At 72.7% G+C, this 26,734-nt stretch carries 25 protein-coding genes; 13 read left to right on the top strand and 12 right to left on the bottom strand.

The window, feature by feature from the left end; all coding sequences use genetic code 11:
• The 4 genes from ACZ7GZ_RS07430 to ACZ7GZ_RS07445 form a co-directional block, all read left to right on the top strand.
• Positions 1-551 (top strand): alpha-glucosidase C-terminal domain-containing protein (locus ACZ7GZ_RS07430; protein ID WP_471021762.1); only part of this gene is annotated, 551 nt, incomplete at its 5' end.
• A gap of 28 nt (positions 552-579) precedes the next feature.
• Positions 580-1,944, top strand: a complete 1,365-nt coding sequence (locus tag ACZ7GZ_RS07435; protein WP_471021763.1) for a maltokinase N-terminal cap-like domain-containing protein — start codon at positions 580-582, stop codon at positions 1,942-1,944.
• A gap of 4 nt (positions 1,945-1,948) precedes the next feature.
• A complete protein-coding gene (glgB, locus tag ACZ7GZ_RS07440; protein WP_471021764.1) occupies positions 1,949-4,189 on the top strand; it encodes a 1,4-alpha-glucan branching protein GlgB in 2,241 nt (746 codons plus the stop codon).
• 95 nt (positions 4,190-4,284) lie between these two features.
• A complete protein-coding gene (locus ACZ7GZ_RS07445) occupies positions 4,285-5,373 on the top strand; it encodes a glutamate--cysteine ligase 2 (protein ID WP_471021766.1) in 1,089 nt (362 codons plus the stop codon).
• 9 nt (positions 5,374-5,382) lie between these two features.
• Here ACZ7GZ_RS07445 and ACZ7GZ_RS07450 read toward each other — a convergent pair whose 3' ends face one another.
• The gene (locus ACZ7GZ_RS07450; RefSeq protein WP_471021767.1) at positions 5,383-5,616 is read right to left on the bottom strand and encodes a DUF6480 family protein; all 234 of its coding nucleotides are present in this window, start codon (positions 5,614-5,616) and stop codon (positions 5,383-5,385) included.
• A 150-nt stretch (positions 5,617-5,766) separates the two neighbouring features.
• Between ACZ7GZ_RS07450 and ACZ7GZ_RS07455 the strand changes: the two genes are divergently transcribed.
• The 4 genes from ACZ7GZ_RS07455 (at position 5,767) to ACZ7GZ_RS07470 (ending at position 12,218) form a co-directional block, all read left to right on the top strand.
• Positions 5,767-7,665 (top strand): AMP-dependent synthetase/ligase, encoded by a 1,899-nt coding sequence (locus ACZ7GZ_RS07455; protein WP_471021769.1) that lies wholly within the window; start codon positions 5,767-5,769, stop codon positions 7,663-7,665.
• 151 nt (positions 7,666-7,816) lie between these two features.
• Positions 7,817-8,251, top strand: a complete 435-nt coding sequence (locus ACZ7GZ_RS07460; protein ID WP_471021771.1) for an ATP-binding protein — start codon at positions 7,817-7,819, stop codon at positions 8,249-8,251.
• Between the two features lie 216 nt (positions 8,252-8,467).
• On the top strand, positions 8,468-9,841 hold the full coding sequence (locus ACZ7GZ_RS07465; protein WP_471021772.1) for an NAD(P)/FAD-dependent oxidoreductase: 1,374 nt from the start codon (positions 8,468-8,470) through the stop codon (positions 9,839-9,841).
• Between the two features lie 154 nt (positions 9,842-9,995).
• Entirely contained in the window at positions 9,996-12,218 is a 2,223-nt protein-coding gene (locus tag ACZ7GZ_RS07470; RefSeq protein WP_471022220.1) for an FUSC family protein, read from the top strand.
• A gap of 19 nt (positions 12,219-12,237) precedes the next feature.
• On the opposite strand, the gene ACZ7GZ_RS07475 is transcribed toward ACZ7GZ_RS07470, so the two are convergent.
• Both ACZ7GZ_RS07475 and ACZ7GZ_RS07480 read right to left on the bottom strand, forming a co-directional pair.
• The gene (locus ACZ7GZ_RS07475; RefSeq protein WP_471021775.1) at positions 12,238-13,092 is read right to left on the bottom strand and encodes an RNA polymerase sigma factor SigF; all 855 of its coding nucleotides are present in this window, start codon (positions 13,090-13,092) and stop codon (positions 12,238-12,240) included.
• A gap of 235 nt (positions 13,093-13,327) precedes the next feature.
• On the bottom strand, positions 13,328-13,762 hold the full coding sequence (locus ACZ7GZ_RS07480) for an ATP-binding protein (protein ID WP_471021777.1): 435 nt from the start codon (positions 13,760-13,762) through the stop codon (positions 13,328-13,330).
• Between the two features lie 125 nt (positions 13,763-13,887).
• Between ACZ7GZ_RS07480 and ACZ7GZ_RS07485 the strand changes: the two genes are divergently transcribed.
• Together ACZ7GZ_RS07485 and ACZ7GZ_RS07490 are read left to right on the top strand one after the other, a co-directional pair.
• Entirely contained in the window at positions 13,888-14,130 is a 243-nt protein-coding gene (locus ACZ7GZ_RS07485; RefSeq protein WP_471021778.1) for a hypothetical protein, read from the top strand.
• Positions 14,131-14,411: 281 nt separating this feature from the next.
• Positions 14,412-14,870, top strand: a complete 459-nt coding sequence (locus tag ACZ7GZ_RS07490) for a cyclic nucleotide-binding domain-containing protein (protein ID WP_471021780.1) — start codon at positions 14,412-14,414, stop codon at positions 14,868-14,870.
• A 1-nt stretch (position 14,871) separates the two neighbouring features.
• Here ACZ7GZ_RS07490 and ACZ7GZ_RS07495 read toward each other — a convergent pair whose 3' ends face one another.
• Positions 14,872-16,179 (bottom strand): MFS transporter, encoded by a 1,308-nt coding sequence (locus ACZ7GZ_RS07495; RefSeq protein ID WP_471021782.1) that lies wholly within the window; start codon positions 16,177-16,179, stop codon positions 14,872-14,874.
• A 100-nt stretch (positions 16,180-16,279) separates the two neighbouring features.
• Positions 16,280-16,897 carry a LysE/ArgO family amino acid transporter gene (locus ACZ7GZ_RS07500; protein ID WP_471021783.1) on the bottom strand — a complete coding sequence of 206 codons (618 nt, stop codon included), beginning with the start codon at positions 16,895-16,897 and terminating at the stop codon, positions 16,280-16,282.
• A 67-nt stretch (positions 16,898-16,964) separates the two neighbouring features.
• Between ACZ7GZ_RS07500 and ACZ7GZ_RS07505 the strand changes: the two genes are divergently transcribed.
• Together ACZ7GZ_RS07505 and ACZ7GZ_RS07510 are read left to right on the top strand one after the other, a co-directional pair.
• Complete coding sequence (locus tag ACZ7GZ_RS07505) at positions 16,965-17,852, top strand: LysR family transcriptional regulator ArgP (RefSeq protein WP_471021786.1); 888 nt, start codon at positions 16,965-16,967, stop codon at positions 17,850-17,852.
• Positions 17,853-18,203: 351 nt separating this feature from the next.
• Positions 18,204-18,455 carry a WhiB family transcriptional regulator gene (locus ACZ7GZ_RS07510; protein ID WP_471021787.1) on the top strand — a complete coding sequence of 84 codons (252 nt, stop codon included), beginning with the start codon at positions 18,204-18,206 and terminating at the stop codon, positions 18,453-18,455.
• Between the two features lie 51 nt (positions 18,456-18,506).
• Here the strand turns inward: ACZ7GZ_RS07510 and ACZ7GZ_RS07515 are convergent, their stop codons facing one another.
• The 5 genes from ACZ7GZ_RS07515 to ACZ7GZ_RS07535 all read right to left on the bottom strand — a co-directional run bounded on the left by ACZ7GZ_RS07515 (position 18,507) and on the right by ACZ7GZ_RS07535 (position 23,807).
• Entirely contained in the window at positions 18,507-18,956 is a 450-nt protein-coding gene (locus tag ACZ7GZ_RS07515; RefSeq protein ID WP_471021788.1) for a DUF6098 family protein, read from the bottom strand.
• 68 nt (positions 18,957-19,024) lie between these two features.
• Complete coding sequence (locus ACZ7GZ_RS07520; protein WP_471021791.1) at positions 19,025-20,884, bottom strand: sensor histidine kinase; 1,860 nt, start codon at positions 20,882-20,884, stop codon at positions 19,025-19,027.
• On the bottom strand, positions 20,881-21,585 hold the full coding sequence (locus ACZ7GZ_RS07525) for a response regulator transcription factor (protein ID WP_471021794.1): 705 nt from the start codon (positions 21,583-21,585) through the stop codon (positions 20,881-20,883). Before ACZ7GZ_RS07525 ends, ACZ7GZ_RS07520 begins: the two co-directional genes overlap by 4 nt.
• Before the next feature lie 20 nt (positions 21,586-21,605).
• Positions 21,606-22,340: a L,D-transpeptidase family protein gene (locus tag ACZ7GZ_RS07530; protein ID WP_471021796.1), complete on the bottom strand. Its 735-nt coding sequence runs from the start codon at positions 22,338-22,340 to the stop codon at positions 21,606-21,608.
• Positions 22,341-22,382: 42 nt separating this feature from the next.
• Positions 22,383-23,807 carry a M1 family metallopeptidase gene (locus ACZ7GZ_RS07535; RefSeq protein ID WP_471021798.1) on the bottom strand — a complete coding sequence of 475 codons (1,425 nt, stop codon included), beginning with the start codon at positions 23,805-23,807 and terminating at the stop codon, positions 22,383-22,385.
• Between the two features lie 171 nt (positions 23,808-23,978).
• Here ACZ7GZ_RS07535 and ACZ7GZ_RS07540 point away from each other — a divergent pair, with 171 nt between their 5' ends.
• On the top strand, positions 23,979-24,326 hold the full coding sequence (locus ACZ7GZ_RS07540) for a DUF488 domain-containing protein (protein WP_471021800.1): 348 nt from the start codon (positions 23,979-23,981) through the stop codon (positions 24,324-24,326).
• 3 nt (positions 24,327-24,329) lie between these two features.
• On the opposite strand, the gene ACZ7GZ_RS07545 is transcribed toward ACZ7GZ_RS07540, so the two are convergent.
• Both ACZ7GZ_RS07545 and ACZ7GZ_RS07550 read right to left on the bottom strand, forming a co-directional pair.
• Entirely contained in the window at positions 24,330-26,003 is a 1,674-nt protein-coding gene (locus ACZ7GZ_RS07545) for an FAD-binding dehydrogenase (RefSeq protein ID WP_471021801.1), read from the bottom strand.
• Between the two features lie 17 nt (positions 26,004-26,020).
• Entirely contained in the window at positions 26,021-26,647 is a 627-nt protein-coding gene (locus ACZ7GZ_RS07550) for a TetR/AcrR family transcriptional regulator (RefSeq protein WP_471021802.1), read from the bottom strand.
• Between the last annotated feature and the right edge of the window lie 87 nt (positions 26,648-26,734).

Genomic DNA, 26,734 nt, shown 5'->3' on the forward strand with positions numbered 1-26,734 from the left:
ACGAGATCGGCATGGGCGACAACATCTGGCTGGGCGACCGCGACGCCGTGCGCACCCCCATGCAGTGGACGCCCGACCGCAACGCCGGCTTCTCGACGTGCGATCCGGGACGCCTCTTCCTGCCCACGATCATGGACCCGGTCTACGGCTACCAGGTCACCAACGTCGAGGCGTCGATGTCCTCGCCGTCGTCGCTGCTGCACTGGACCCGCCGCATGATCGAGATCCGCAAGCAGAATCCCGCCTTCGGACTGGGGTCCTACAACGAGCTGCAGTCCTCCAACCCGGCCGTCCTCGCCTTCCTCCGCGAAGCCCCCCTGTCACAGGACGGAGGGGACGACCTGGTCCTGTGCGTCCACAACTTCTCCCGCTTTGCGCAGCCCACGGAACTCGACCTCAGGGCGTACGACGGACGGCACCCCGTCGAGCTGATCGGCGGTGTGCGCTTCCCCGCCATCGGTGAGCTTCCCTACCTGCTGACCCTGCAGGGCCACGGCTTCTACTGGTTCCGGCTCACCCGAGTCGCATCCCGCATCGGCCGCCGCCGCTGAAGGCCCGGCGCCGAGGAAAGGACGCGTCATGCCGAAGACCATCACCGCACGACCGAGAAGCGCGGCGGGCCTCGAAGGACCCCTGGTGTCGCTCGGCGGGCTGCTGCGGCAATGGCTGCCGAGGCAACGCTGGTTCGCGGGCAAGGACCGGCCCGTCGCCGATCTGTCGGCGCTGTCCGTGACCGAGCTGTTCCCGGGGTGTGTGCACCTGCTGGTGCACGCCTCGCACGCGCCCGTACCCACGCCGGGCGGCAACCCCCCGTCCGGCGACTGCTACCAGCTGCTGCTCGGCCTGCGCGAGCACCTTGCCCCCCGGTTGGAACGGGCGTACATCGGGCGCGCCGAACAGGGCCCGTTCGCCGGGCTCGCGGTGTACGACGCACTGCACGATCCGCGCTCGGCGAATCTGCTGCTGGAGCGGCTGAGGCAGCCCGGTGCGGCCGGACCGCTGCGGTTCGAGGCGGACCCGGGCGCCGAGCTGCCCGGCGGCCTGCCGCCGCGCCTGTTGGACGCCGAGCAGTCCAATTCGTCGATCGTGTACGGCGACGCGTACATCCTGAAGGTCTTCCGCCGGATCCAGCCGGGCGTCAACCCGGACCTGGAGGTGACGGCCGCGCTGGCCGCACAGGGCTGCACCCGGGTGCCCGCGCCGGTGGCCTGGTTCGGTACGACCGCCCCGCAGCCGGCCACCCTGGGCGTGCTGCAGCCGTTCCTGCCGGACGCCTCCGACGGCTGGACGCTGGCGCTGCGCGCGCTCGCCGCGGGCGACGACTTCACCGCCGAGGCCCATGAGCTGGGCCAGGCGATGGCCGAGGTGCATCTCGCGCTGGCCGAGGCGTTCGGTCCGGCCGGGCCGGGCGAGAACGGCCGTACCGCACGGGCGATGTGCGCACGGCTGGACGCGGCCGCGCACGCCGTAGCGGGGCTGCGGCCCTACGCGCCCGGGCTGCGGGCCGCGTTCGGGGCCCTCGCCACCTGCGACACCGGGCCGCCCGCCCAGCGCATCCACGGCGACATGCACCTGGGGCAGGTGCTGCGGGCCGGCCGCGACTGGTTCGTCATCGATTTCGAGGGCGAGCCGTCCCGGCCGCTCGCCGAGCGGTGCGCCCCGCACTCCCCGGTCCGGGATGTGGCGGGGATGCTTCGTTCCTTCGACTACGCGGCCCGGCAGCGCCGCCCCTGGCGACCCGAATGGGCGCGCCGCTGCCGGGAGGCGTTCTGCGCGGGCTACGCGGCCCGGGCGGGCTGGGATCCACGGAAGAAGCACGCGCTGCTGCGCGCGCACGAGACGGACAGGGCGGTGTACGAGGTGCTGTACGAGGCGAGACATCGGCCGGACTGGCTGCCGGTACCGATGGCGGCGATCAAGCGGCTCGCCGTGTGGGGAGGCTGACGACATGGCCCTGCGCGACACCGCGCGCCCCGAGGCGGCCGGCCCCCCACCGGTCGCGGCCGTCCCTGCCCCGGACTCCGTGCGGGGGGACCCCCGTCTCACCGCGCTCGACCCCGCCGACCGCGCCCGGCTGCTCGGCGGCGCCCACCACGATCCGCACGCGCTGCTGGGCGCCCATCCGGTCCCGGGCGGCGTCCTGTTCCGGGCGCTGCGCCCGAACGCGCGCTCGGTGAGCGTCGTGGTCGACGGGGTGCGGGGCGCCCTCCGGTCGGAGGGCGACGGTCTCTTCGCGGCCGTGCTGCCGTACCCGGAGATCCCCTCGTACACGCTGCTGGTGGCGTACGACGACGCCGAGCAGGAGGTGCACGACCCGTACCGGTTCCTGCCCGCTCTCGGTGAGCTGGATCTGCATCTGATCCGGGAGGGCCGGCACGAGCAGCTGTGGCAGGCGCTCGGCGCCGAGCCGATGACGCACCAGGGCGTGCCGGGCACCCGCTTCACGGTGTGGGCGCCCAACGCCCAAGGGGTGCGGGTGGCCGGGGACTTCACGTACTGGGACGGCACGCAGTACCCGATGCGGTCGCTGGGCGCGTCCGGGGTGTGGGAGCTGTTCCTGCCCGGGATCGGCGAGGGCGACCGGTACAAGTTCGAGATCACCTCGCGGTACGGGCACCGCTTCCTCAAGGCCGACCCGATGGCGCGGCGCACGGAGGTGCCGCCCGACACGGCGTCGGTCGTCGCGGTGTCGCGGTACGAGTGGGGCGACGCGGAGTGGATGGCCCACCGGGGCGACACGCCCGTGCACCAGGCGCCGTTCTCGGTGTACGAGGTCCATCTGCCCTCCTGGCGGCCTGGTTCGACGTATCGTCAGCTGGCCGGGGAACTGCCCGCTTACGTCAGGGACATGGGCTTCACGCACGTGGAGCTGATGCCGGTCGCCGGGCATCCGTTCAGCGGCTCCTGGGGGTACCAGGTCACCTCCTACTACGCGCCGACGCCCCGCCTCGGCTCTCCGGACGACTTCAAGTACCTGGTCGACGCGCTGCACCGGGCCGGCATCGGTGTGATCATGGACTGGGTGCCGGCGCACTTCCCCAAGGACGACTGGGCGCTGGCCCGGTTCGACGGGGATCCGCTGTACGAACCAGGGAACGCGACGCGCGCCGAGCACCCGGACTGGGGGACGTACGAGTTCGACTACGGCCGGACCGAGGTGCGCAACTTCCTCGTCGCCAACGCCGTGTACTGGTGCGAGGAGTTCCACATCGACGGCCTGCGCGTGGACGCCGTCGCCTCGATGCTCTACCTGGACTACTCGCGTGACTCCGGCCAGTGGGAGCCGAACGTGTTCGGCGGGCGGGAGGACCTGGACGCGGTCGCCTTCCTGCAGGAGATGAACGCCACCGTCTACCGGCGCTGCCCGGGTGTGGTGACCATCGCCGAGGAGTCCACGGCCTGGGACGGGGTGACCCGGCCTACGGACAGCGGCGGGCTCGGCTTCGGGCTGAAGTGGAACATGGGCTGGATGCACGACTCGCTGCAGTACATCCAGAAGGAGCCGGTGCACCGTAAGTACCACCACAACGAGATGACCTTCTCGATGGTGTACGCCTACAGCGAGAACTACGTCCTGCCGATCTCCCACGACGAGGTCGTGCACGGCAAGCAGGCGCTGGTGTCGAAGATGCCGGGCGACTGGTGGCAACGGCGGGCCGACCATCGCGCCTACCTGGGCTTCATGTGGGCCCATCCCGGTAAACAGCTGCTGTTCATGGGGCAGGAGTTCGCCCAGGGAGCGGAGTGGTCCGAGGCGCACGGCCCGGAGTGGTGGCTGCTGGGCGACGACTACCACTCGGCCGGCGACCACCGGGGCGTGCAGGATCTGGTGCGGGAGCTGAACACCGTGTACCGGGCGACGCCTGCGCTGTGGCAGCGGGACACCGACCCGGGCGGCTTCCGGTGGGTGCTGTGCGACGCGGCGGACGACAACGTCTTCGCGTTCCTGCGGTTCGCCGCCGACGGCTCCCCTCTGCTGGCGGTGTCGCACTTCTCCCCGGTCGTCCGGCAGGACTACCGGCTGTGGGTCCCGGACGGGATCCGGGCGTGGCAGGAGACGCTGAACACCGACGACGTCCGCTACGGCGGCGGCGGGGTCGGCAACGCGGGGCCGCTGAAGCCGGACGACGGCTTCCTGAGCCTCACGCTCCCGCCGCTCGCCACGGTCTGGCTGGCACCGGAGCGCTGAAAGGCGCAGGTGTCGGCGGCCCGCCGAGGGGCAGTCGGGGTCGTACAGACCCACGACTGCCCCTCGTGGCATGGACACAGAAGGGTGGCACCACGTTGCGCACCGTCGGAGTGGAGGAGGAACTCCTTCTGGTCGACCCGGACACGGGCGAGCCGAAGGCGCTGGCGGCGGCCGTCCTGGCCCGTGTCGCCCATGACGACCCCGGGCAGCACGTGTTCGAGAAGGAGCTGTTCGGGCAGATGCTGGAGTTCGCCACGCATCCCCAGGCGGACATGGCGGCCCTCGGCGAGGAGATCGTGCGCTGGCGCAAGGAGGCGGCCCGGCACGCCGGCGAGATCGGCAGTGCGGTCGTCGCGCTCGCCACCTCCCCCCTGCCGGTCAGTCCCGCCCTCAGCGTGAACGAGCGCTACCAGTGGCTGGCCGAGCGGTACGGGATACCCACGTGGGAGCAGCTGGTGTGCGGCTGCCATGTGCATGTGTCGGTGGAGTCCGACGAGGAGGGCATCGCCGTCCTCGACCGGCTCCGTCCCTGGCTGCCGGTCCTCCGCGCGATCAGCGCCAACTCCCCGTTCTGGCAGGGAAAGGACACCAGCTACGCCAGCTATCGCAGCCAGGTGTGGAACCGCTGGCCGTCGGCGGGGCCGACGGAGCTGTTCGAGTCGGCCGAGCGCTATCACCGGCGGGTGACGGAGATGGTGGCCACCGGCGCCATTCTCGACGTGGGGATGGTCTACTTCGACGCGCGGCTGTCCGCCCGCTATCCGACCGTGGAGATCCGTGTGTCGGACGTCTGCCTCAGCGCGGAGACCGCCGCGCTGATCGCGACGCTCAGCCGCGCACTCGTCGAGACGGCCGCACGCGACTGGCGGGCCGGACGGCCTGCGTCCGGCCACAGCGTGAGCCTGCTCAGGCTCGCCGACTGGCAGGCAGCCCGGTTCGGTCTGGAGGAGAACCTGCTCGACCCGCTGACCATGCGGCCCGTACCCGCCCCGCGGGTGCTGCGCTCGCTGCTGGAGCACACCCGGGACGCGCTCGACGCCTGTGGCGACGCGGAGCGCGCCGAGCAGGGCGTCGCGGAGCTGCTGCGGCACGGCAACGGGGCCCGTCGGCAGCGCCGGCTGCTGGAGCGGACCGGCAGCCTGCGGGACGTCGTCACCGAGTGCGTGCGGCACACCCAGGGCTGAGCGGGCCGGTCAGAGGATCAGGGCGATGGCGTACGCCAGGAAGAAGGCGGCGATCAGCACGACGAGGACGATGATCAGCGTCATCGGCGCCTTCGCCCACCCTCTGCGCTGGACGTGCGGTTCCCGGGGGCCGGCCTCGGGCAGGCTGCTCTCGGCGGGCGGGGTCTCGCCCGGCGGCACCGAGCCCCCGGGCTCCAGCCCGGTGGTGCGTTCTGGTTCCGGATCAGGGTTCACATGACTCATGTCTGCCGAGTCCCCAGGACACGCCCACATCATCAACCGATCACGACTTCCCCGTTCCCAGCACCGAACGCGCTCCGCTGGGCTACATTCGAGCACCGCCGACACAGAGCCGATCGGCGGTGTGACCCTCCGTACACCCAGGAGCAGCGCATGCGCGACGTCGCCCTCGCTCCCGCCGTTTCCCCGCCGCTCACCGGCGGCCTCGCCGACAGCGTCTTCGAGACCGCGGAGCGCGATCCGACACTGCCGGTGCTCGCGCACCGGGGGGATGCCGCCGCCACCGTGTGGCAGGAGGTGACGGCCATAGAGCTGCGGGACGAGGTGGTGGAGCTGGCCAAGGGCCTGGTCGCCGCCGGGATATCACCGGGCCACCGGGTGGCCCTGATGTCCCGCACCCGCTACGAGTGGACCGTCTTCGCCCACGCGCTGTGGGCCGTCGGCGCCGAGATCGTACCGATCCATCCGGCCTCCGCACGCGACCAGGTGGAGTGGATCCTGCGGGACGCCGGCTGTGTGGCCGTGCTCGTGGAGGACGAACAGGGCGTCATGACCGTCGGCACGGTGTGTGCCGGGCTGTCCCGGCTGCGCCACGTCTGGCAGCTGGACGCGGGCGCGCTGCCCGAACTCGTCCGGCAGGGCACGGTCGTCCCGTACACCACCGTGGAGTCGCTGCGCCGGATCGTGCTGCCGGACGCCACGGCGGCGGTCGTCTACACCTCCGGTACCACCGGCCGCCCCCAGGGCTGTGCGCTGAGCCACCGCGGTCTCGCCTACCCCTGCGACACGCTGCTGGCCGGCTGGGCGCACACCGCGGCCCCGCCGGGCGAACAGCCGTCCGTGCTGGCCTTCCTGCCCTTCTCGCACGTCTACGGCATCATGATCATGCTGATGTGCGTACGCGGCGGTGTCCTGATGGGGCACGAGCCGGAACTGAGCGAGGCGGCGCTGGCCTCGGCGGTGGGCACGTTCCGGCCGACGTACCTGTTCGGCGTGCCGTCCGTGTTCGAGAAGCTCTACAAGAAGTTCCTGCGGACCGCCGGGCAGGCCGGCCGGGGTGCCCTGTTCGAGCGGGCGGCGCAGACGGCCCGGGACTTCGCCGCGGCCGAGGAGCGCCACCGGCTGGGCAGGGGGCCGGGTCCGGGGTTCGAGCTGAGACTGCAGCACGCCCTGTACGAGCGGACGGTGTACCGCAGGCTGCGGGCGGCGCTCGGCGGGCGGGTGCTGCGCGGCACCTCCGGCGGTTCCTCGCTCAACCGTGAACTCGGCTTGTTCTACGCGGGCATCGGGATGTTCATCCACGACGGCTACGGCCTCACCGAGTCCTCGGGCGGGATCACCATGCAGCCGCTCGGCCGGGAGAAGTCCGGGACCGTGGGCCGGCCGCTGCCGGGCACCGAAATCCAGGTGGCCGACGACGGGGAGATCCTGGTGCGCGGGCCGTCGGTGTTCCAGGGCTATGTCGGCGACGAGGCGGCGACGCGGGCCGTGCTGCACGGCGGCTGGCTGGCCACCGGGGACATCGGGCGGCTGGACGCCGAGGGCTATCTGACGATCACCGGGCGCAAGAAGGACGTCATCGTCACCAGCGGCGGCAAGAGCGTCGCCCCGGCCCCGCTGGAGCAGCGGCTGCGCATGCATCCGCTCGTCCACCAGGCCGTCGTGATCGGGGACGAACGGCCCTGCGTGGGCGCCCTGATCACCCTGGACCCGGAGTTCCTCGCCGACTGGCGGGCCACCCTGGCCCTCCAGGGCGACAGTCCGGGGCGGGAGACCCGTGAGGAGAACGCGCTGCGGGAGGAGATCGCGCGGGCCGTCGCCTCGGCGAACGCCGCCGTGTCCCACGCGGAGTCGATCAGGGTCTACCGTGTCCTGCAGGAGCCGTTCGCCGCGGACAACGGACTGCTGACGCCGTCGATGAAGCTACGCCGGGACGCGATCGTGCGGCACTATGCCGCCGAGATCGACGCGATGTACCTGGCGCGGTCCCGGGCGGCGCGCGGTCCGCAGGAGCCGGCGGACTGGGACGAGCCGGACGACGTCTTCCGCTGAGGGGGTGGACCACGGGGACCGCGGGCCGGGGCGGACGGATAGCCCGCGCGGGGACGGGAACCCGCAAGCACAGAAGGAGACCAGCACCTACGACCGTCCTGGTCGAGGGACCCGCCAGGATCCCTGACCGGCCCGGACCGGGGAATGCGAGATGGCGACGGAGCCGCGTTGGGACGAGACACCGTCCTCGGAGGACAGGTACGAGCGCACCTTCTCCTTCGCGGGTGAGCTGCGCAACGTCACGGAGGCGCGGCTGGCGGCGGAGGATTTCCTGTGCGCGCTCGCCACCCGGTCGCCGCCGACCGCGCACGAGTGCTGGGACGACATCCTGCTGGTGGTGACGGAACTGGCCGCCAACGTGATCCAGTACGCGCCCGGGCCGTTCGGTCTGCGGATGCGCCGCACCTTCGACGGCGTGCATGTGACGATGCGCGACACGAGCACGACCAGGCCGGAGCCACGGCCCTTCCATCCGCGCACGGGCGGCGGCGGTATCGGCTGGCACCTGGTGCACACGCTGTGCACGCAGGTCAGCGTGGTCGTCCACGACGAGGGCAAGGACATCCACGTGTTCCTGCCCTGGTGACCGCACCGTGTGTACGACGTGTATCCGTGCGACGTGTATCCGTGCGACAACCGGTTACTCCCACCGGAGTGGGGGCATGCTGGTGCCCATGCGTTCGTCTGCCCGCCGCACCCAGCTGGCGGAACGGCTGGGGCCACGGTGGGGTCGAGAGTGCTGCGCACCGATCCGGGGCAAGCGAACGGCGTCGAGTCTGACCGCCTGGAGCCGCAGAAAGGGATGAACACCGTGACACGACCCAGGATCCTGGTGGTCGGCGCAGGCTTCGCCGGCGTCGAGTGCGTCCGCCGCCTGGAACGGAAGCTCGCTCCCGCCGAGGCCGACGTCACCCTGGTGACGCCGTTCTCCTATCAGCTGTATCTGCCGTTGCTGCCCCAGGTCGCCTCCGGGGTGCTCACGCCGCAGTCGATCGCCCTCAGTCTGCGCCGCAGCAGGAAGTACCGCACCCGGATCCTGCCGGGCGGCGCCATCGGGGTGGACCTGAAGGCGAAGGTGTGTGTCGTCCGCACCATCACCGACAAGATCGTCAACGAGCCGTACGACTACATCGTGCTGGCACCCGGCAGCGTGACCCGCACCTTCGACATCCCGGGGCTGACCGAGCACGCCTTCGGGATGAAGACCCTCGCCGAGGCCGCCTACATCCGCGACCACGTCATCACGCAGCTCGACCTCGCGGACGCCAGCGACGATCCGGCCGAGCGGGCCGCGCGACTGCAGTTCGTCGTGGTCGGCGGCGGATACGCGGGCACCGAGACCGCCGCTTGTCTGCAACGGCTGACGCACGCCGCCGTCACGCGCTATCCGCGGCTGGACCCCGGCCTGATCAAGTGGCATCTGATCGACATCGCGCCCAAGCTGATGCCGGAGCTGGGCGACAAGCTCGGCCGCAGCGCCCAGGAGATCCTCAAGCGGCGGGGCATCGACGTGTCGCTCGGCGTGTCGATCGACAAGGCCGGGGCTGAGGAGGTCACCTTCACCGACGGCCGGGTGGTGCCGACGCACACGCTGATCTGGACGGCCGGGGTGGTCGCGAGCCCGCTGATGGCCACGCTCGGCGCGGAGACGGTCCGCGGCCGGCTGGCGGTCACGCCGGAGATGTGCCTGCCGGGCCAGGACGGGGTGTTCGCGCTCGGCGACTCGGCCGCCGTACCGGACCTGGCCAAGGGCGACGACGCGGTCTGCCCGCCCACCGCGCAGCACGCCATGCGCCAGGGCAAGAAGGTCGCCGACAACGTCATCGCGACCCTGCGAGGCCAGTCGATGCAGCCGTATGTGCACAAGGACCTGGGTCTCGTCGTCGACCTCGGCGGCAAGGACGCCGTGTCCAAGCCGCTCGGCATCGAGTTGCGCGGGGTGCCGGCCCAGGCGGTGGCCCGCGGCTACCACTGGTCGGCGCTGCGCACCAACGTCGCCAAGACCCGTGTGATGACCAACTGGCTGCTGAACTCGCTCGCGGGCGACGATTTCGTCCGCACCGGCTTCCAGGCCCGCAAGCCCGCCCGTCTCAAGGACTTCGAGTTCACCGACGCGTACCTGACGCCGGAACAGGTGCGGGCGCGGGTGGAGGGCAAGGCCCTGGAGGAACCGTGATCCCCTGAGGTGACCCACGCTCCGGTGGCCGGGCCCCCGGCGACCGGAGCGCGAGCAGCCCGGGCCGTCGTGCGATCCTGGACCGTAGATCCATTTCGGGCACGGGAGAGAGCGCGGCGGCGTGGGCACAGCGGGACGGTCGGGGCGGGTACGGATGTGGGACCGGCTCGCGGCGTCCGATCCCGGGCTGCTCAGACTCACCGCCGGACTGCGCACGGTCACCGCGATCGCGCTCACCCTCGCCGTCCTGGCCGCCCTCCGGGTTCCGGTGCCGCAACTGGTCGCCGGTGCCATGGCGGCGATGGTGTCGACCTTCGCCATCCGGGAGAAGCAGCGCGCCCAGCAGGCGGTCACGCTCGCGCTGGGGCTGCCGGTGGCACTGGCTTCGGTGTCGCTGGGCGCGCTGCTGCACCAACTGGTCGTCGTCGGGGACCTGTTCTTCGTCGTTCTGATCTTCTGCGCGGTCTACGGCCGCCGGTTCGGCGACCGCGGCACCGCGCTGGGCCTGATCGGCTTTCAGATCTACTTCCTGTCCCTGTTCGTGCGCGCGACCGCCGCCGCGCTGCCCGCGCTGTACGGGGTCATCTGTGTGGCGTTCGCGTGCAGCGCCGCCGCGCGGTTCGTACTGCTGCCGCAGACCCCGGCGGGCACCCTGGACCGGCTGCGGCGGGCGTTCCGTGCCCGGCTCGCCCAGCTGATCTCCGTGCAGGCCGAGCTCCTGGACGCCGGCCCCGACGAGGTGGACAAGGTGCTGGCCGGCCTGCGGACCGCCACCGCGCGGCTGCACGAGACCGCGCTGATGATCCAGGGACGGCTGGAGGACGGCACCTCCGACACGGCGGTGGCCCGGCTGCTGCAGCGCCGGGTCGCCGACGCCGAGATCGCCGCCGAGCGGCTCGGCCTGCTGCTGCTCACCGCGCGCAGCGCCGAGCGGACCGACACCCTCACGCTGCATCTGCCGGGCGCCGCGCTGCCGTCCGGCGGTGAGCTGCCGGTGCGGGACGAGGCGACGGCGGCGCTGCGCCGGGACCTGCGGGCGCTGCGGCTGCTGATGCTGCGGCCGGTCGGCGAGGCCAGGGGCACCGCGCTCGCCCAGGTACGCAACCGGCTGCTCGGCTACCGCGACGAGGAGAACCTGCCCAAGGCCGCCCCGGCGGTGCAGGACGTCTTCCGCGGGCTCGGCGAGGCCGCCCGCGCCGCGCTGGGTCTGCGGCTGGCACTGGACGGGCCGCAGGACGACTCCGACGACAGCCCGGCGACGACCCGCTCGCGCGAGGAGCTGGACGCGGAGGACGCCGCGATCGAGGCCGGCGAGGAGCGGGAGGCGGAGGAGCCGGAGCCGACCGGTCTCGGGCGGCCCACGACACGGGCCGCGGTCCAGGTGGCCGTCGGCTCCGCGCTGGCCATCGCGGGCGGCGAGCTGCTGTCCGGTCAGCGCTGGTACTGGGCGGTGCTGACCTGCTGGATCGTTTTCATCAACACGGCCTCGACCGGCGAGATCCTGGTGAAGGGCTACCGGCGGCTGCTGGGCACGGTGCTCGGCGTGGTGGCCGGTATCGGCCTGGCGGGGCTGGTCGGTCACCACACGTGGACGGCGTTTGCGCTGGTTCTCGTGTTCATCTTCGCGATGTTCTACACGGCGCCGCTGTCGTACACACTGATGTCGTTCTTCGTGACGGCGATGCTGGGGCTGCTGTACACGTTGCTGAACACCTACAGCATGTCGGTGCTGGTGCTGCGGGTGGAGGAGACGGCGCTCGGTGCGGCCTGCGGGGTGGTCGCGGCGGCGGTGGTGCTGCCGATCCACACCGACCGCCGTACCAACGAACTCCTCGTCGCGGTCCTGAACCGGCTCGCGGAGGTCACGCGGGCCGCCGTCGACCAGTTGAGCGGCGGGGCGGGCGCCGATCTGGTGGAGCAGGCGCGCGACCTGGACCAGGCGCTGGCCGATCTGCGGGCGGCCACCCAGCCGCTGACGCATCCGATCACCCCGCTGCGCTCACGCCGTGACACCGCCCGGTATGTGGTGGCGCTGCTGGAGACGTGCGCCTACCACGGGCGCTCGCTCGCGGCCACGGCCGAGCTGCTGCCGACGCATCCGTCGATCGCGGCGGACCCCCGGCTGCGCGGGGCGTGCGGGCGGATCGTGCACAACATCGAGGCGATCGCCGCGCAGGTGGCCGACCCCCGGGCCACGGCGAACATGGAAACCGGCCCCAGCATCGCCTCGATGCTGGAGCCGGGAACCCTGCGTACTCCGCGCTACGGACGGGTCACCGACCGCGTGTTGCGTCATCTGCAGCGACTGGACGAGGCGGTCTCGGGCCTCGCCCGGCCGCTGGGCCTCGCCACGGGGGCGGTCCGGGAGACGAAGTGACGCGGCGTCGCCCGCGCGCTCATACCGGGTTGGTCCCGCCGGTGCGCCGTCCCAGGGCCTCGTCGCGGACGCGGGCGCAGCTGCGGCTGATCAGCCGGGAGACGTGCATCTGGGAGATGCCCAGCCGGTCGGCGATACGGCTCTGCGTCATGTCCTCGAAGAAGCGCATGTAGAGGATGGCCCGCTCCCGCTCCGGCAGCCGACGCAGCCCTTCCCTGGCTGCCTCGCGGTCGACCACGACGTCGTACGCGGCATCCGCCGCCCCGAGGGTGTCGGCCAGGCTGTAGCCGTCCTCACCGGTGGACAGTTCGGCGTCCAGGGACAGGGTGCTGAAGCTCTCCAGCGCCTCCAGGCCCGCGGTGACGTCCTCCTCGGTGAGGCCGGTGTGCGCGGCGATCTCGGCGACGGTGGGTTCGGGGCTGCCGGGGTTCTGGGTGAGTTCCCGGCGGGCCACCCGTACCCGGTTGCGCAGTTCCTGCACCCGGCGGGGCACCCTGAGGGCCCACATCCGGTCCCGGAAGTGCCGCTTGACCTCGCCGGTGATGGTCGGCACCGCGTAGCTCTCGAAGGCCCCCCGGGACGGGTCGAACCGGTCGATGGCCTTCACCAGCCCGAGCGCGGCCACCTGCCGCAGGTCCTCGACGGACTCGCCCCGGTCGCGGAAGCGCCCGGCGATCCGGTGGGCCATGGGCAGCCAGGCGGTGACGAGTTCGTCGCGTACGGCGTCCCGCTCGGGCCCGTCGTCCAGTTCCGCCAGCCGGGCGAACAGCCCCATGGTGTCCGGGGCGTCGTCATGGGGCCGCCGTGCGGGTGTCGCGGCGGCCGCGGTCGTGGTGGGCGTGCCGGGACGGCTTGTCGACATGTCGGTCAGCATGCGGATCGCTCCTGAACGTGGTTTCAGGGCGCACGGCCGGAACGAGGGTTCCGTGGCCTGGCCCGAACGGTGGTGTCAGGGTTCGCCGCGGGCCGGCCGCCCGGTCCGCCAGGAGGGGACCCAGGGCGGTCGTACGGTTCCCGCTGGGCGCGCGCCTCCGGTCCGAAGCACGAAACTCCGCCTGCCCCCGGCTCCGGGGAGCAAACACCGCAGGGGCGGAACTTCCCGCACGGGTTCAGTGCAGCGGTACGACGGCCGTGATGCGCTTGCCCCCGCAGGGCAGCTCCGCCACCCGCACATCCCGGGCCAGCCGGCACACGATGGGCCATCCGCGACCGCCGGGCCGGGCGCGGCCGCGCTCGTCGGCGGGCGCGGCGGCCACCGGCAGTTCGTCGCTGCGGTCACTCACCGCAACCCGCACCCCGGCGCAGTCGACGTCCACGTCGAAACCGGTGATGCCGCCGCCGTGCAGGATGGCATTGGTGGTGAGTTCCGAGGTGACGAGCAGGGCGTCCTCCATGGCCTCGGCGCCGCAGGAGATGGCGCGGGCCCGACAGCGTTCGGCGACCACTCGCTGCACCGTTCTGCGGGCCTCCGCGGGCCGGCACGGCAGCCGGCGGCACGGTTCCCGCAGCGTCGCGGAGGAGCTGGTCCGGTGCTTTTCGAGCATCCCTTCCTCCCTGAACGGTGCCCGGCTTGCATGAATCTCTCCCCTTTCGACTGACCCCTGGGGGCACTGTCAAACACGGTCGGTGCCGATGCCATCACCGCGGACCGAGTGGGTACCCGAGCGGCATGACCGATGTCGTGGACGCGGACGAGGTGTTGCGGCGCATTCAGCGCGGCCGGGAGCGGGCGGCCGAGGAGGAGCGGGCCTGGCGGGAACGCGCGCAGAGCCTGACGGCGACGGATCCGGACGGCGCGCGGGAGGCGGCGGACCGGGCGCGGGCGTTCGAGGCGGTACTGCGGGTCCTGGACGAGATCGTCAGCCCGGGCCGGCCGCCGGCGGTGACAGAAGGCGTGAAACAGGTCACGTGACCCGCTTCCGCTTCCGGAACGCCCGCCAGATGGTTTATCGTTCATGCATACGTGATGCCGGAGCGGACCGGAGCCGTCCTTCCGCCCTCCCCGCGTCACCGCATACGGCCCTGGCTGGTCTCCCCCGTCCAGCCAGGGCTTTTTCTTGCCCGGAATCCGGCGGCGGACCGCACGAGCAGCGAGGAAACCGACGTCCTCCGAGGTGCCCGTGGCGGCGGCAGCGGCTGAAATGGGCTGAGAGGGAAAGCACCCGAACCGCCTCCGGTGAGGAGCCCCGCGCCATGACCAAAGCGATAAAACTGCTGACCGCCCTGCCCCAGGCGCAGCGCGAGCGCCTGATGGAGCTGGCCAAGGAGATCTCGTTCCCGGAGGACACGCGCATCTTCGAGGCGGGCCGCACGGCCGACCGGTTCTGGGTGATCCGTTCGGGCGCGGTTCACCTGGACACCCAGGTCACCTCCCGGCAGCGGGTGACGGTGGCCACGCTCGGCGCGGGCGACCTGCTCGGCTGGTCCTGGCTGTTCCCGCCGTACCAGTGGGACTTCGGCGCGGTGGCCTTCAGCAACGTACGCGCCTACGAGTTCGACGGACCCTCGGTGCTCGCGCTGTCCGTGGAGGATCCGCTGCTCGGGCTCTCGCTGGTGCGGACGGTGGCCGAGATCCTCGCCCACCGCCTGGAGACGACCCGCGGCAAGCTCATGGACCAGTACGCCATCCAGCGCCGCACCGGTCTGCTGTAGCTCAGATCCGGTACCGGCGCAGCGCCGGGACCGCGGCGGTCAGGGTCAGCATCGCCGCGACGACCAGGGCGCCGCCGCCCGCCACTGCGGCGCGCGGGCCCAACGCCGAGCCCGCCGTGCCGTGCAGCACGTCCGCCAGGCGCGGGCCGCCCGCGACGACCACCGTGAACACGCCCTGCATCCGGCCGCGCATCTCGTCGGTCGCCGCCGACAGCAGGATCGCGCCGCGGAACACCATCGAGACCATGTCGGCGACTCCGGCCGCGGCGAGGAAGGCCAGGGCCACCCACAGGTTGCCGCTCAGCCCGAACCCGGCGACGGCCACGCCCCAGCCGACGACCGCCCCGATGACCATCCAGCCGTGCCGGCGGGCCCGCGAGAACGCGCCGGAGAACAGACCGCCGAGCACCGCGCCGACCGGGATGCCGGCGAACAGCACGCCGAGCGCGAGCCCTTCGCCCCAGGAGTGGTACGTCTGCGCGGCCAGCTGCGGGAACAGGGCGCGGGGCATCCCGAACACCATGGCGACGACGTCGGCGAGGAAGGACAGCAGCAGCACCTTGTGCCGGGACATGTACTGGAACCCGGCCGCTATCTCGCGCACCCCGGCCCGGCGGGCGGCGACCCCGCCGAGCGGCGGCAGCGCGGGCAGCCGGAAGACGGCCCACACGGTCACGCACAGCGCCAGCGCGTCGATCAAGTACAGCTCGGGCAGCCCGATGACCGGGATGAGCACACCGGCGAGCAGCGGACCCGCCACCAGGCCGGTCTGCATCACCGTGGAGCCGAGCGCGTTGGCGGCCGGCAGCTCCTCGGCCGGGACCAGCCGGGCGATCGAGGCGTTGCGGGCCGGGGCGTTGAGGCCGAAGAACGCCTGCTGGAGGGCGAGCAGCAGCATCAGTACGACGACCGAGTCCAGCCCGGTGACGGCCTGCGCCCAGAACAGCAGCGAGGTCACCGCGATGCCGGAGTTGGTGACCAGCAGCAGCTTGCGGCGGTCCACGGTGTCGGCGACCGCGCCGCCCCACAGCGCGAACACCACCATGGGCAGGAGGCCGGCCAGGCTCGCGTACCCGACCCACGCCGAGGAGTGCGTGATGTCGTAGATCTGCTTGGGCACGGCGACGGCGGTGAGCTGGCTGCCGACGGCGGTGACGATGGTCGACGTCCACAGGCGCCGGTAGGCGGGGATGCGCAGGGGGCGGGTGTCCATCGCCCAGCGGCGCCAGCCGCGCCGGGGCGGGGCCGCCGCGTCCGTCGCGGCCGTCGCGGAGGCGGGTTCGGTGGTACTGCTGTCGCTCGTGTCCACGGGTGTCCTGTTGATGTCCTGTTGCCGGCAGAGGTTGCTCGTTACATCTTTTCGGTTCGAGAGCCTAACTATCTTGGCAACCCGTGTGCACGCGGATTGTTCACGATCCGGCGACGAGCGTGGCCCCCAGCGCCAGCATGGTGACGGCGACCAGGCCGTCCAGGGCCCGCCAGGCCGCCGGCCGGGCCAGGAGGCGGCCGAGCAACCGGGCGCCGAAGCCGAGCGCGGCGAACCAGCACAGGCTGGCGAACGCCGCGCCGAGCCCGAAGGTCCAGCGCAGGGCACCCCGGTCGGCGGCGAGGGAGCCGAGCAGGAACACGGTGTCCAGGTAGACGTGCGGATTGAGCCAGGTCATCGCCAGACAGGTGAGCACCGCCCGGCGCCGGGAACCGGCCGCCTCCCCCTCGGCGCTCAGTCCGGCCGCACCCGGCCTGAGCACCCGGCGGGCGGCTAGGACCCCGTAGCAGAGCAGGAAGGCGCCGCCGATGATCCCGACCGCACGGACCGCGCCCGGCCACGCCACCACGACGGCCCCGACCCCGCCGACGCCGAGAGCGATCAGCACCGCGTCGGACAGGGCGCAGATGCCCACCACCGCGAGAACCGCGTCCCGGCGCACCCCCTGCCGCAGGACGAAGGCGTTCTGGGCGCCGATGGCGACGATCAGGGACAGGCCGGTGCCGAATCCGGCGACCGCGGCGGTCAGGGTGTGGTTCATGCAGTCGAACCTAAGAAGCCGTCCCGTCCCACGTCCAGCTAAGGATTCTTACGTATCCTTAGCTCACGTGATGACGGATCTCCCCCTGGACCAGGTGCGCACGCTGCTCGCCGTCGTGGACGAGGGCACCTTCGACGCCGCCGCGGCGGCCCTGCACGTGACCCCGTCGGCGGTCAGCCAGCGGGTCAAGGCACTGGAACAGCGCACCGGCCGGGTGCTGCTGCAGCGCACCAAGCCGGTGCGGCCCACGGAGTCGGGCGCGGTGCTGGTGCGGTACGCGCGGCAGCTCGCCCGGATGGAGCGGGACGCCTGGGGCGAGCTGGGGCTGAGCGGTGCCGGTGAGCCGACGCGGGTGTCGGTGGCGGTGAACGCGGACTCGCTGGCGACCTGGTTCCTGCCGGCACTGACCCGGGTGGCGGGACTCTGCTTCGAACTGCACCGGGAGGACGAGGACCACACGGCGGCCCTGCTGCGCGAGGGCCGGGTGATGGCGGCGGTGACCACCGCGTCCGATCCGGTGCCGGGCTGCACCGTACGGCCGCTCGGGCGGATGCGCTATCTGCCCGTCGCCACCCCGGAGTTGAGCCGCACCCGGATCGGCGGACAGCCGCTCGCGGACGCCCTGCCCGAGGCGCCCGTCGTGGTCTTCGACCGCAAGGACGACTTCCAGGACGCCTTCGTACGGCGGCTGGGCCGCGGGTCCGCGAGCCGGCTGAGGCACCATGTGCCCACCTCCGAGGGCTTCCTGGACGCGGTGGCCGCGGGGCTCGGCTGGGGCATGGTGCCGGAGGTCCAGGCGCAACCGCTGCTGGCCGAGGGGCGGCTGGTGCTGCTCGCGCCCGGCACCTGGATGGACGTCTCGCTGTACTGGCAGCAGTGGAAGCTCGACTCCCCCGCGCTGGCGGCGCTGGCCGCAGCGGTGACGGCGACGGCGGCCGAGGAATTGCGCCGCTGACCGGAGCGTCACGTTTCGGTCGTTTCGCACCGCCGCAAGTGCCCCGCGCAGTACGGTGGTCGCGCGGTGGCGCGGCGGGCGGCGGTCCCTCCCGGTCTCGCCCCCGGCTCCGCGCCGCCGGTGCCCGGTCGGGCGCGGGTGTCCTCGGCCCGGTGGCCATCGCGCCCCGCTCCCCGGCCTGTTGAGCGCGTCCGGCCCGTGCGGGGCCGTAGGCGCGCGCCCGTGACCGGATCGCGGCCGTCACACGATCCCTGCCGGATGCGCCGTTTCACACCGTCCCGTCCGGTCACCCGAGTCCGACGTACGCATTCGACAGGCACGGACGACTTCGATCCGATCCAGGAGACTTCCATGGACAACTGGCGCGACCATGCCGCGTGCCGTCACGAGGACCCCGACCTGTTCTTCCCCATCGGCACCACGGGGCCGGCGCAGGTGCAGACGCGGCACGCCAAGGCGGTCTGCGGGCACTGCCCCGTCCGGGAGCAGTGTCTGGACTGGGCGCTGGAGACGGGCCAGGGCATCGGCATCTGGGGCGGGGCGACCGAGTTGGAGCGCCGTGCGCTGCGCCGCCGCGCCCGCACCCGTCCGCGCTCCGGCTGACCGGAACGGGCCCCTGCGCTCAGCCGGCCGGGACACGCACGGGCCCTGCCCTCAGCGTCCACCGCGGCGCAGGGTCCCCCACTCCCGCGTCTGCCGGGTCACCTCGGTCTTCGCCGCGTCGATCACCTCGTCGGCGATCCAGCACAACGGCTCGGCATCGGTCACGAGCGGCTCGTTGTCGGGGCCCCGGCCCGTCTCCCTGCCCCGCAGGACCCAGGGACGTACGCCGGGGCCCTTGTCGTGCGGCAGGTGCGCGTAGTCGTAGAGCCGGCGCGCCACCCACAGCTCCACCGAGCGGTCCTCCCACCAGTCCTCGACGTCGAGCGGACTGGCGGACAGGCCGGGCATGGGTACGCCGGTGAGGTCGTCGGTGCTGGAGACGTCGGCGAGGTCGGGTCCGGGCCCACGGGACCAGCGCACGTACAGGCCCTGGTGCCTGTCCACCAGGCGGGCCACCTCGGCGAGCGTGGACAGGACCGGCAGTTCCTCCTCCGCACCCATGGCACGACCTCCCTCGACTGCGCCGCGGGACCGGAGTACCCCTGGGGGACGCGGGGAATCGGAAGCGATCAGGTGTCGTCGGCGGGCGGCCCCGCCGCGGGCAGCCGCAGGGTGAAGACCGCGCCCCCGCCGGGCGCGCTCGCGGCCTCGGCCGTGCCGCCGTGGGCGGCGACCAGGTGCCGCACGATCGGCAGACCGAGGCCGCTGCCCCCGGTGCGCCGGCTGCGGGACTTCTCGGCCCGCCAGAACCGGTCGAAGACACGCGGCAGGTCCTCGGGCGCGATGCCGGTGCCGGTGTCGGTGACGGTGAGGAGGACACCGGGGCCGTCCCGGCGGGCGGCGAGCGTGACCGTGCCGTCGGCCGGGGTGTGTCGCAGCGCGTTGGAGACCAGGTTGCCGAGGGCCTGCCGCATCCGCACCGGGTCGGCGTCCAGCCAGGCGGCGGCGTCGGCCTCGGTGCGCAGGGCGACCCCGGCGGCGCCGGCGGCGACCCGGTGGGCGGCGGCGACCTGGTCCAGCAGGTCGCCGGCGCGCAGCGGCTCGCGGTGCAGCCGCAGCGTGCCGGCGTCGGCGGCGGCGAGGTCCTGCAGGTCGTCGATGATCCGCTGCAGCACGAGCGCCTCCTCGTGCAGCGAGTCCAGCAGGGGCGGGTCGGGCTCGACGACCCCGTCGCGGACGACCTCCAGCCAGCCGCGGATGTTGGTGAGCGGGCTGCGCAGCTCGTGCGCGATGTCGCTGACCATCGCCTTGCGCTGGGCCTCCAGGCGTTCGCGGCGTTCGGCCAGGTCGTTGAAGGCCTCGGCGAGGATGCCGGTCTCGTCCCGGGTGGTCACCGGCACCCGTACGTGCAGTTCGGGCGGCTGCTGCGCGGCCTCGGTCAGTGCGCGCAACGGCCGTACCAGCCGGATCGCGACGACGGCGGCCACGGCGACGGTGACGGCGAGGACCAGGCCGGCCGCACCGATCACCTTGGCCTTGTTCGCGGCGGACATGTCGAAGCGCGAGGGGTTCTGGTCGCCGATGCCGAGGAACAGCTCGGCCACCGGGGCGACATAGGGCTCCAGTTGGGTGCGCCGGGCGGTCAGGACGCAGTGCTGGGCGGCCCGCGCCGTGGCCTCCTCGGCCGACTGGGCGTACTTGGCGACGAGATAGCCGCCGAAGGGGTCCTTGCCGCTGGGGTCGAAGAGGGGGAACGGCCGCCCGCCGAGGTCCGGCCCGGCCCGGTTCAGGCAGGGCCGCACGAGGTCCGACAGCTCGTCCAGGGCCTTCTGCTCCGTCGGTGTGGGGGTGTTCAGCCGCCCGTCCTCGCACACCGTCGCGCCGTAGCCGGTGGGATCGGTGCCGTCCGGGGTGCTGAGCACCGGCCGCCCGCTCGCCGTCCGTACGACGGTGGCCTGGACGCCGTAGCGCTCGTAGCACTGCTTGCGCCGGGCGGCCAGCGTGTCCAGGCGCGCGCGTTCCTTCGCCGGGAGCCGGTAGGGACCGACCGCGCGCGGGTCGATGCCGCTGAGCTGGGCGCCGGTCTCGCTGTAGGTGTCGGTGCGCAGCGGGTCGACGGTGGCGGAGGCCCGGGGCGGCAGCGGGGTGCCGCGGGGCGCGGAGTCGGCGACGAGGGTGCGGTCGGCGGTGGTGAGCGCGATCCGGCGTCCGGTCTCGGCGGCCAGGTCCCGCACGGTGCGCCGTACGTCCGTCCAGCCGGCGTGGGTGGCGGCGTACCCGCTGAGCCGGGCCAGGATGCTGTTGTCCGCCGCGAGGTCCTGGCCCTGTTCCTCCTTCAGGGCGCTGGTGGTGGTGGTCACCGCGAGCCAGGCGGTGGCGGCCACCGAGCACACGGCGATCAGGGCGGAGACGGACAGCAGCCGGACGAGCAGCCGTTTGCGCAGCGGGATCCGGCGTTTCGTCCGGTCCGCCGGTGTCCGGCGCTTCACGGCCGCGCGCCGCTCAGCTTGTAGCCGACCCCGAACACGGTCAGCAGCCGTGCCGGGCGGCGCGGGTCGGTCTCGACCTTGCGGCGCAGGTTCATGATGTGCACGTCGACGGCCCGCTCCGTGGAGGCCCGGTCGAAGCCGCGGGTGCAGTGCAGCAACTGCCGCCGGGTGAACACCCGTTCCGGTTCCCCGGTCATGGCCAGCAGGATCTGGAACTCGGCGGGCGTGCACTCGACCGGTACGCCGTCACAGCGCACCTCGTGCCGCACGGGGTCGACGCTGATCCCGGCGGCCCGTACGACGGGGTCGTCGTCGCGGGTGCCGACGCCGCGCCCGCTGCGTCTGAGGACCGTGCGGATGCGGGCCATCAGTTCGCGCGGGCTGTACGGCTTGGTCATGTAGTCGTCGGCGCCCAGTTCGAGGCCGAGCAGCAGGTCGTCCTCCGCGGAGCGGGCGGTGAGCATGACCACCGGGATGTCCGGGGCGCCGCCGCCGCGCAGCGCCCGGCACACGCCGAAGCCGTCGACGACCGGCAGCATCAGGTCCAGGACCACGAGGTCGGGCCGGAGCCGGCGGGCGGCGTCGAGCGCGGCGGCGCCGTCGTGCACCACCGTGGCGGTGTGTCCCTCGGCCAGCAGGGAGCGGCGGATCAGTTCGGCCTGCTTCTCGTCGTCCTCGGCGACCAGTACATGTGCGCACACGAGTTCGGATCCTAGGCGGCTCAGCCGGCCAGCCAGTCGGCGTACCCCATGACGACGACCGGATGGCGGGCCGGGTCGAGGGTGCGCAGCAGTTCCTTCATGGGGGCCTTGGCGACGCTGACGCAGCCGTGCGTGGGTCCGCCGTGGTCGACGTGCAGCCAGACTCCGCCGCCGCGCTTCGGGCCGAGGGGCCGGGTCCAGTCCAGGGGCGAGGTGCCGGGCTTGCGGTTGTAGTCGACGGCGACGACGTAGTCGAAGCAGCCGTCGAGCGGTTCGCCCTCGAAGCCGGTGCCCGGCGAGTGGAATCCGCTGGACTGGTGGTAGGGCAGCCTGCTGCCGGGATCCGGGAGCAGGCCGCCGGCGTCGGAGAGGGTGTAGACGCCGAGCGGGGAGCGCAGGTCGTCCAGCAGGTGATGGGCGCTCCAGCCGTGCAGCGCGTTGTGCGCGGGCCATGCGGTGCCCGCCTGCCAGCCCGTGGCGGTGCGTTCGTACAGGACGACCGTGGAGAGCGGGGAGTCCTTCCCGCGCCCGGTGACGACGACGGCCTGCCCGCACCGCCCGGGTATCGCCGCCGACCTTCCGGGGCCGAGGCCGGGTATGCCGCGGGGCGCCTGCTCCGCCTGGACATCGGGGGTGGTGGTCCGGGCGTCAGGGGTGGGGGGTGTCCGGCGCTCGGTGGCCTCGGCTCCGCCGCCGCAGCCGGTGAGCAGCAGCGGGGAGGCGAGGAGCGCGACGGCGGTTCTGCGTTGGATCATGGTGTCGACCCTGGCCGACACTTGTTTGGAAACGGTCAGGGTTCAGGCGTTGTCCGGCTTGCCTTTGGTGTACAGCCAGGTGCGGAAGAGCGTGTCCAGCGACTTCCCCGAGATCCGCTCCGCCAGCCGCACGAACTGGGCCGTCGTACCGTGGCCGCCCCGGTGTTCCGTCGCCCAGGCGCGCAGGATCCGGAAGAAGTGCCGGTCGCCGACGGCTCTGCGCAGTTCGTGCAGCGTCATCGCGCCGCGGGCGTAGACGGGCGTGTCGAAGATGTTCTCGCCACTGCCCGGGTCGCCGGGCGGGAAGGCCCACAGCTGGTCGCTCGCGGAGTGGGCGTACAGGGCGTCGAAGGTCTCCTGGGCGCTGTCGCCGCCGTGCTGCTCGTCGTACAGCCACTCGGCGTAGGTGGCGAAGCCCTCGTTGAGCCAGATGTCCTTCCAGGCGGTCAGCGAGACGGAGTCGCCGAACCACTGGTGGGCGTTCTCGTGGACGAGGGTGTCGATGTCGGGCGCGGAGTCGTAGAGCGGCCTGCTCTGGGTCTCCAGGGCGTAGCCGACGTCCGGGGCGTGGTCGACGATCGACCCGGCGGAGCGGAACGGGTACGGCCCGAACAGGCTGCTCTCCCACTCCAGGACGGACGGCAGCTTCTTCAGCACCGGCGCGGCCCCGCTCGCCTCGCGCGGGTCGACGGCGTTGTACACGCGGATGCCGTCGTGGGTGGTGTACTGCTCGACCTCGAACGTTCCGACGGTGGCGGTGGCCAGGTAGGCGGCCATCGGCTGGGTCTCGCGCCAGTGGAAGGTCGTCTGCCCGTGCGCGGTGTGCTGTCCGAGCAGGACGCCGTTCGCGACGGCCGTGCGGCCCTGCGGCACGGTGATCGTGATGTCGTACGACGACTTGTCCCTGGGGTGGCTGTTCGCCGGGAACCAGGTCATCGCGCCCTGCGGCTCGCCCGCGACGAAGGCGCCGTCGTCGGTGGGGATCCAGCCGTCGGCCGAGTCGTCGGGGTCGGTGACCGGCTTGGGGGTGCCGTGGTAGGCGACGGTGACCCGGAAGTCCCGGCCCGCGCGCAGCGGGCGGCGCGGGGTGACGACGATTTCCTGGCCGTCGCGCCGGTAGGCCGCGGGCCGGCCGTCGACGGTGACGCCGGTGACCTTCAGCCCGGTGAGGTCGAGGTCGAAGCGGCTGAGGTGCTGGGTGGCGCGGGCGGCGAGCACGGCCTTGCCGTCGAGGTACGGGGCGTCGCTCGTGTACCGGAGCGTCAGGTCGTAGTGCCGGACGTGGTAGCCGCCGTTGCCGCTGAGCGGGAAGTAGGGGTCGCCCGCCCCGGCCGCGCCGGCCGTGCCCGCCGCGGGTCCGGTGGCGCCGATGAGCGCCGCCACGGCGACGGGGACGGTGGCGAGCACCGCCTCACGGCGCAGGACGGCGGTACGGCGCCGGGCGGGCCTTCTGCACGGTGGCGTCACGGGCGCTCCTCGGGAGGTGGCGGGTGATCGGCTGGCCCACAGACTAGGGGCACCGGCGCCCGGGCCTCGCTCTTCATGCGGTCAAGTCTCGTCGCGTCGCCGTCCGGCGGACCGGGTCCCACCGGGTTACGCTCGCGTCACCGTCCGCCGTCCCGGAAGGGAGTGACGACCGTGAACGTGCGTGTGCGCCGGATCTACGATGCGCCCGAGACCGACGACGGGCTGCGTGTGCTGGTCGACCGGTTGTGGCCGCGCGGCCTCGCCAGGGACGAGGCGCATGTCGACGAGTGGCCCAAGGGGATCACGCCCTCCACCGAGCTGCGCCAGTGGTACCACGGCGGCGGCTCGTACGAGGAGTTCCGCCACCGCTACGAGGCGGAACTCGGCGCTCCCGAGGCCGCCGAAGTCCTCGACGGCCTGCGCAAGGCGGCCCGCGGCAAGCGCGTGACCCTGCTGACCGCGTCCAAGAGGCCGGAGCAGAGCCACGCGCAGGTGCTGCTGGAGCTGCTGAAGGGCTGAGTCTCAGCCCGTGTGCCGGGCCGCGTGCCGGCCCGCGGCCCGCCCCGAGAACAGGCAGCCGCCGAGGAACGTGCCCTCCAGCGCGTTGTAGCCGTGCACCCCGCCGCCGCCGAAGCCGGCCACCTCGCCCGCCGCGTACAGCCCCTCGATCGGCGTGCCGTCGGCGCCGAGGGCGCGGGAGTCGAGGTCGGTCTGGATGCCGCCGAGGGTCTTGCGGGTCAGGATGCGCAGCCGGACGCCGATGAGGGGGCCCGCGGCCGGGTCGAGTATGCGGTGCGGCGTGGCCACCCGGCCGAGCCGGTCGCCGATGTAGCGACGGGCGTTGTGGATGCCCTGGACCTGGGAGTCCTTGCTGTAGGGGTTGGTGATCTGCAGGTCGCGGGCCTCGATCTGGCGGCGCACCTCGGCCGGGTCCAGCAGCGGCTTGTCGGTGAGGGCGTTCATCTTCCCGACCAGCTGCTCCAGGTTGCCCGCGGTCACGAAGTCCGCGCCCTTGTCGAGGAAGGCCTGCACCGGGGCGGGCGCACCCTTGCCGAGCAGCCGGTCGCGCAGTACGGCACCCCGGTCCCTGGCGGTGATGTCGGGGTTCTGCTCGGAGCCGGAGAGTGCGAACTCCTTCTCGACGATCTTCCGGGTGAGGATGAACCAGGAGTGGTCGTATCCGGCGATGTCCTCGGTGGTGCGCAGGTACTTGAGGGTGTTGCGGGTGTCGTAGCCGGGCAGGCAGGGGTCGGGCAGGCGGCGGCCGAGCGCGTCCAGCCAGATGGACGACGGGCCGGGCAGGATGCGGATGCCGTGACCGGGCCAGATCGGGTCCCAGTTCTGCAGGCCCTCGGTGTAGTGCCACATGCGGTCCCGGTTGACCAGCCGGACACCGGCCTCGGCGCTGATGTCGAGCATGCGGCCGTCGACATAGGCCGGGACCCCGGTGACCATCTCGGCCGGCGGGGTGCCGAGCCGGGCGGGCCAGTAGCGGCGCACGATGTCGTGGTCGGCGCCGATGCCGCCCGTGGTGATGACGACGGCCTGGGCGGTGAGTTCGAAGTCGCCGATCCGGTCCCGGCTGGAGGCGACACCGCGCGGCGAGCGGTCCCCGGCGAGTACGGTGCCGCGGACCCCGTGTGCCGTGCCGTTCTCGATGACCAGCTCGTCGACCCGGTGGCGGTGGTGGAAGGTCAGCAGTCCGTCCCGGGAGGCCTGGCGGGCGTACCGGACGAACGGCTCGACCACGCCGGTGCCGGTGCCCCAGGCGACGTGGAAGCGCGGTACGGAGTTGCCGTGCCCGCCGGCCCTGAGGTCGCCGCGCTCGGCCCAGCCCACGGTCGGCAGCAGCTCGATACCGTGTCCGCGCAGCCAGGACCGCTTCTCGCCGGCCGCGAACTCGACGTAGGAGCGGGCCCAGCGCACCGCCCAGGAGTCCTCGTCGTCGAGCCGGTCGAACCCCGCGCTGCCCTGCCAGTCGTTCCAGGCGAGGTCGAAGGAGTCCTTGATGCCGAGGCGGCGCTGCTCCGGGGAGCCGACGAGGAAGAGCCCGCCGAAGGACCAGAACGCCTGTCCGCCGAGGTTGGCGGCGTTCTCCTGGTCGACGAGGGCCACCCGGCGGCCCCGGCTGGTGAGCTCGTGCGCCGCGACCAGGCCGGCGAGGCCCGCTCCGACGACGATGACGTCCGCGTCCATGGCGACTGTGTCCTTCCTCAGATCCTCGATGGGGAGCTGCTGCCGTCGGTGAGAAGCGCGGTGAGCAGCTGCTTCAGCCAGGCCCGGGCCGCTTCGACGTCCTTGTCCAGCAGCAGCTGGACGGTGACGCCGTCGTAGGCGGCGACCACGGCGTGCGCGGCGCCGTCCACGTCGTGGAGCACGGCGGGCAGGTCGGTGTGGCCGCGCGCCCGGAACAGCCGGTCGGCGATCGCCTCCCGGAGCCGGGCGCGGTGGTCCAGCAGCGCCCGGGCGACCTCCGGGTCGCGGGCGGCATGCACCAGGAAGTCGGTCTTGACCAGGAGCCAGTCCACGTCGAGCAGCAGCACCTCGGTGACCCGGTCCACGGCGGCCGGCACGTCGAGTCCGGGCCCGTCCTGGGCGAGCGCGTCGGCCACCTGGGAGCCGATGAGGTCGGCGCGCTCCCGGTAGAGCGCGAAGAACAGCTCGTCCAGCGTCGCGAAGTTCGAGTAGAAGGCGCCGCGGCTGAAGCCGGCCGCTTCGCAGACCTCCTCGATGGACACGCGCCCGAAGCCCCTGGCGGCGAACACCTGGAACGCGGCGTCGAGCAGCCGGGCACGGGTCTGCACCCGGCGCCGGGTGACGCGTCTGGGGGTGTCCTGCATCGGCTGCCGCCCTCCGTTCGATACGCGAATGTATCCGATACACCGATGTATCGAAAGGTCGCGCACGACTCATGATCGGATGGGAAC

The sequence above is a fragment of the Streptomyces sp. NPDC037288 genome (assembly GCF_055603265.1).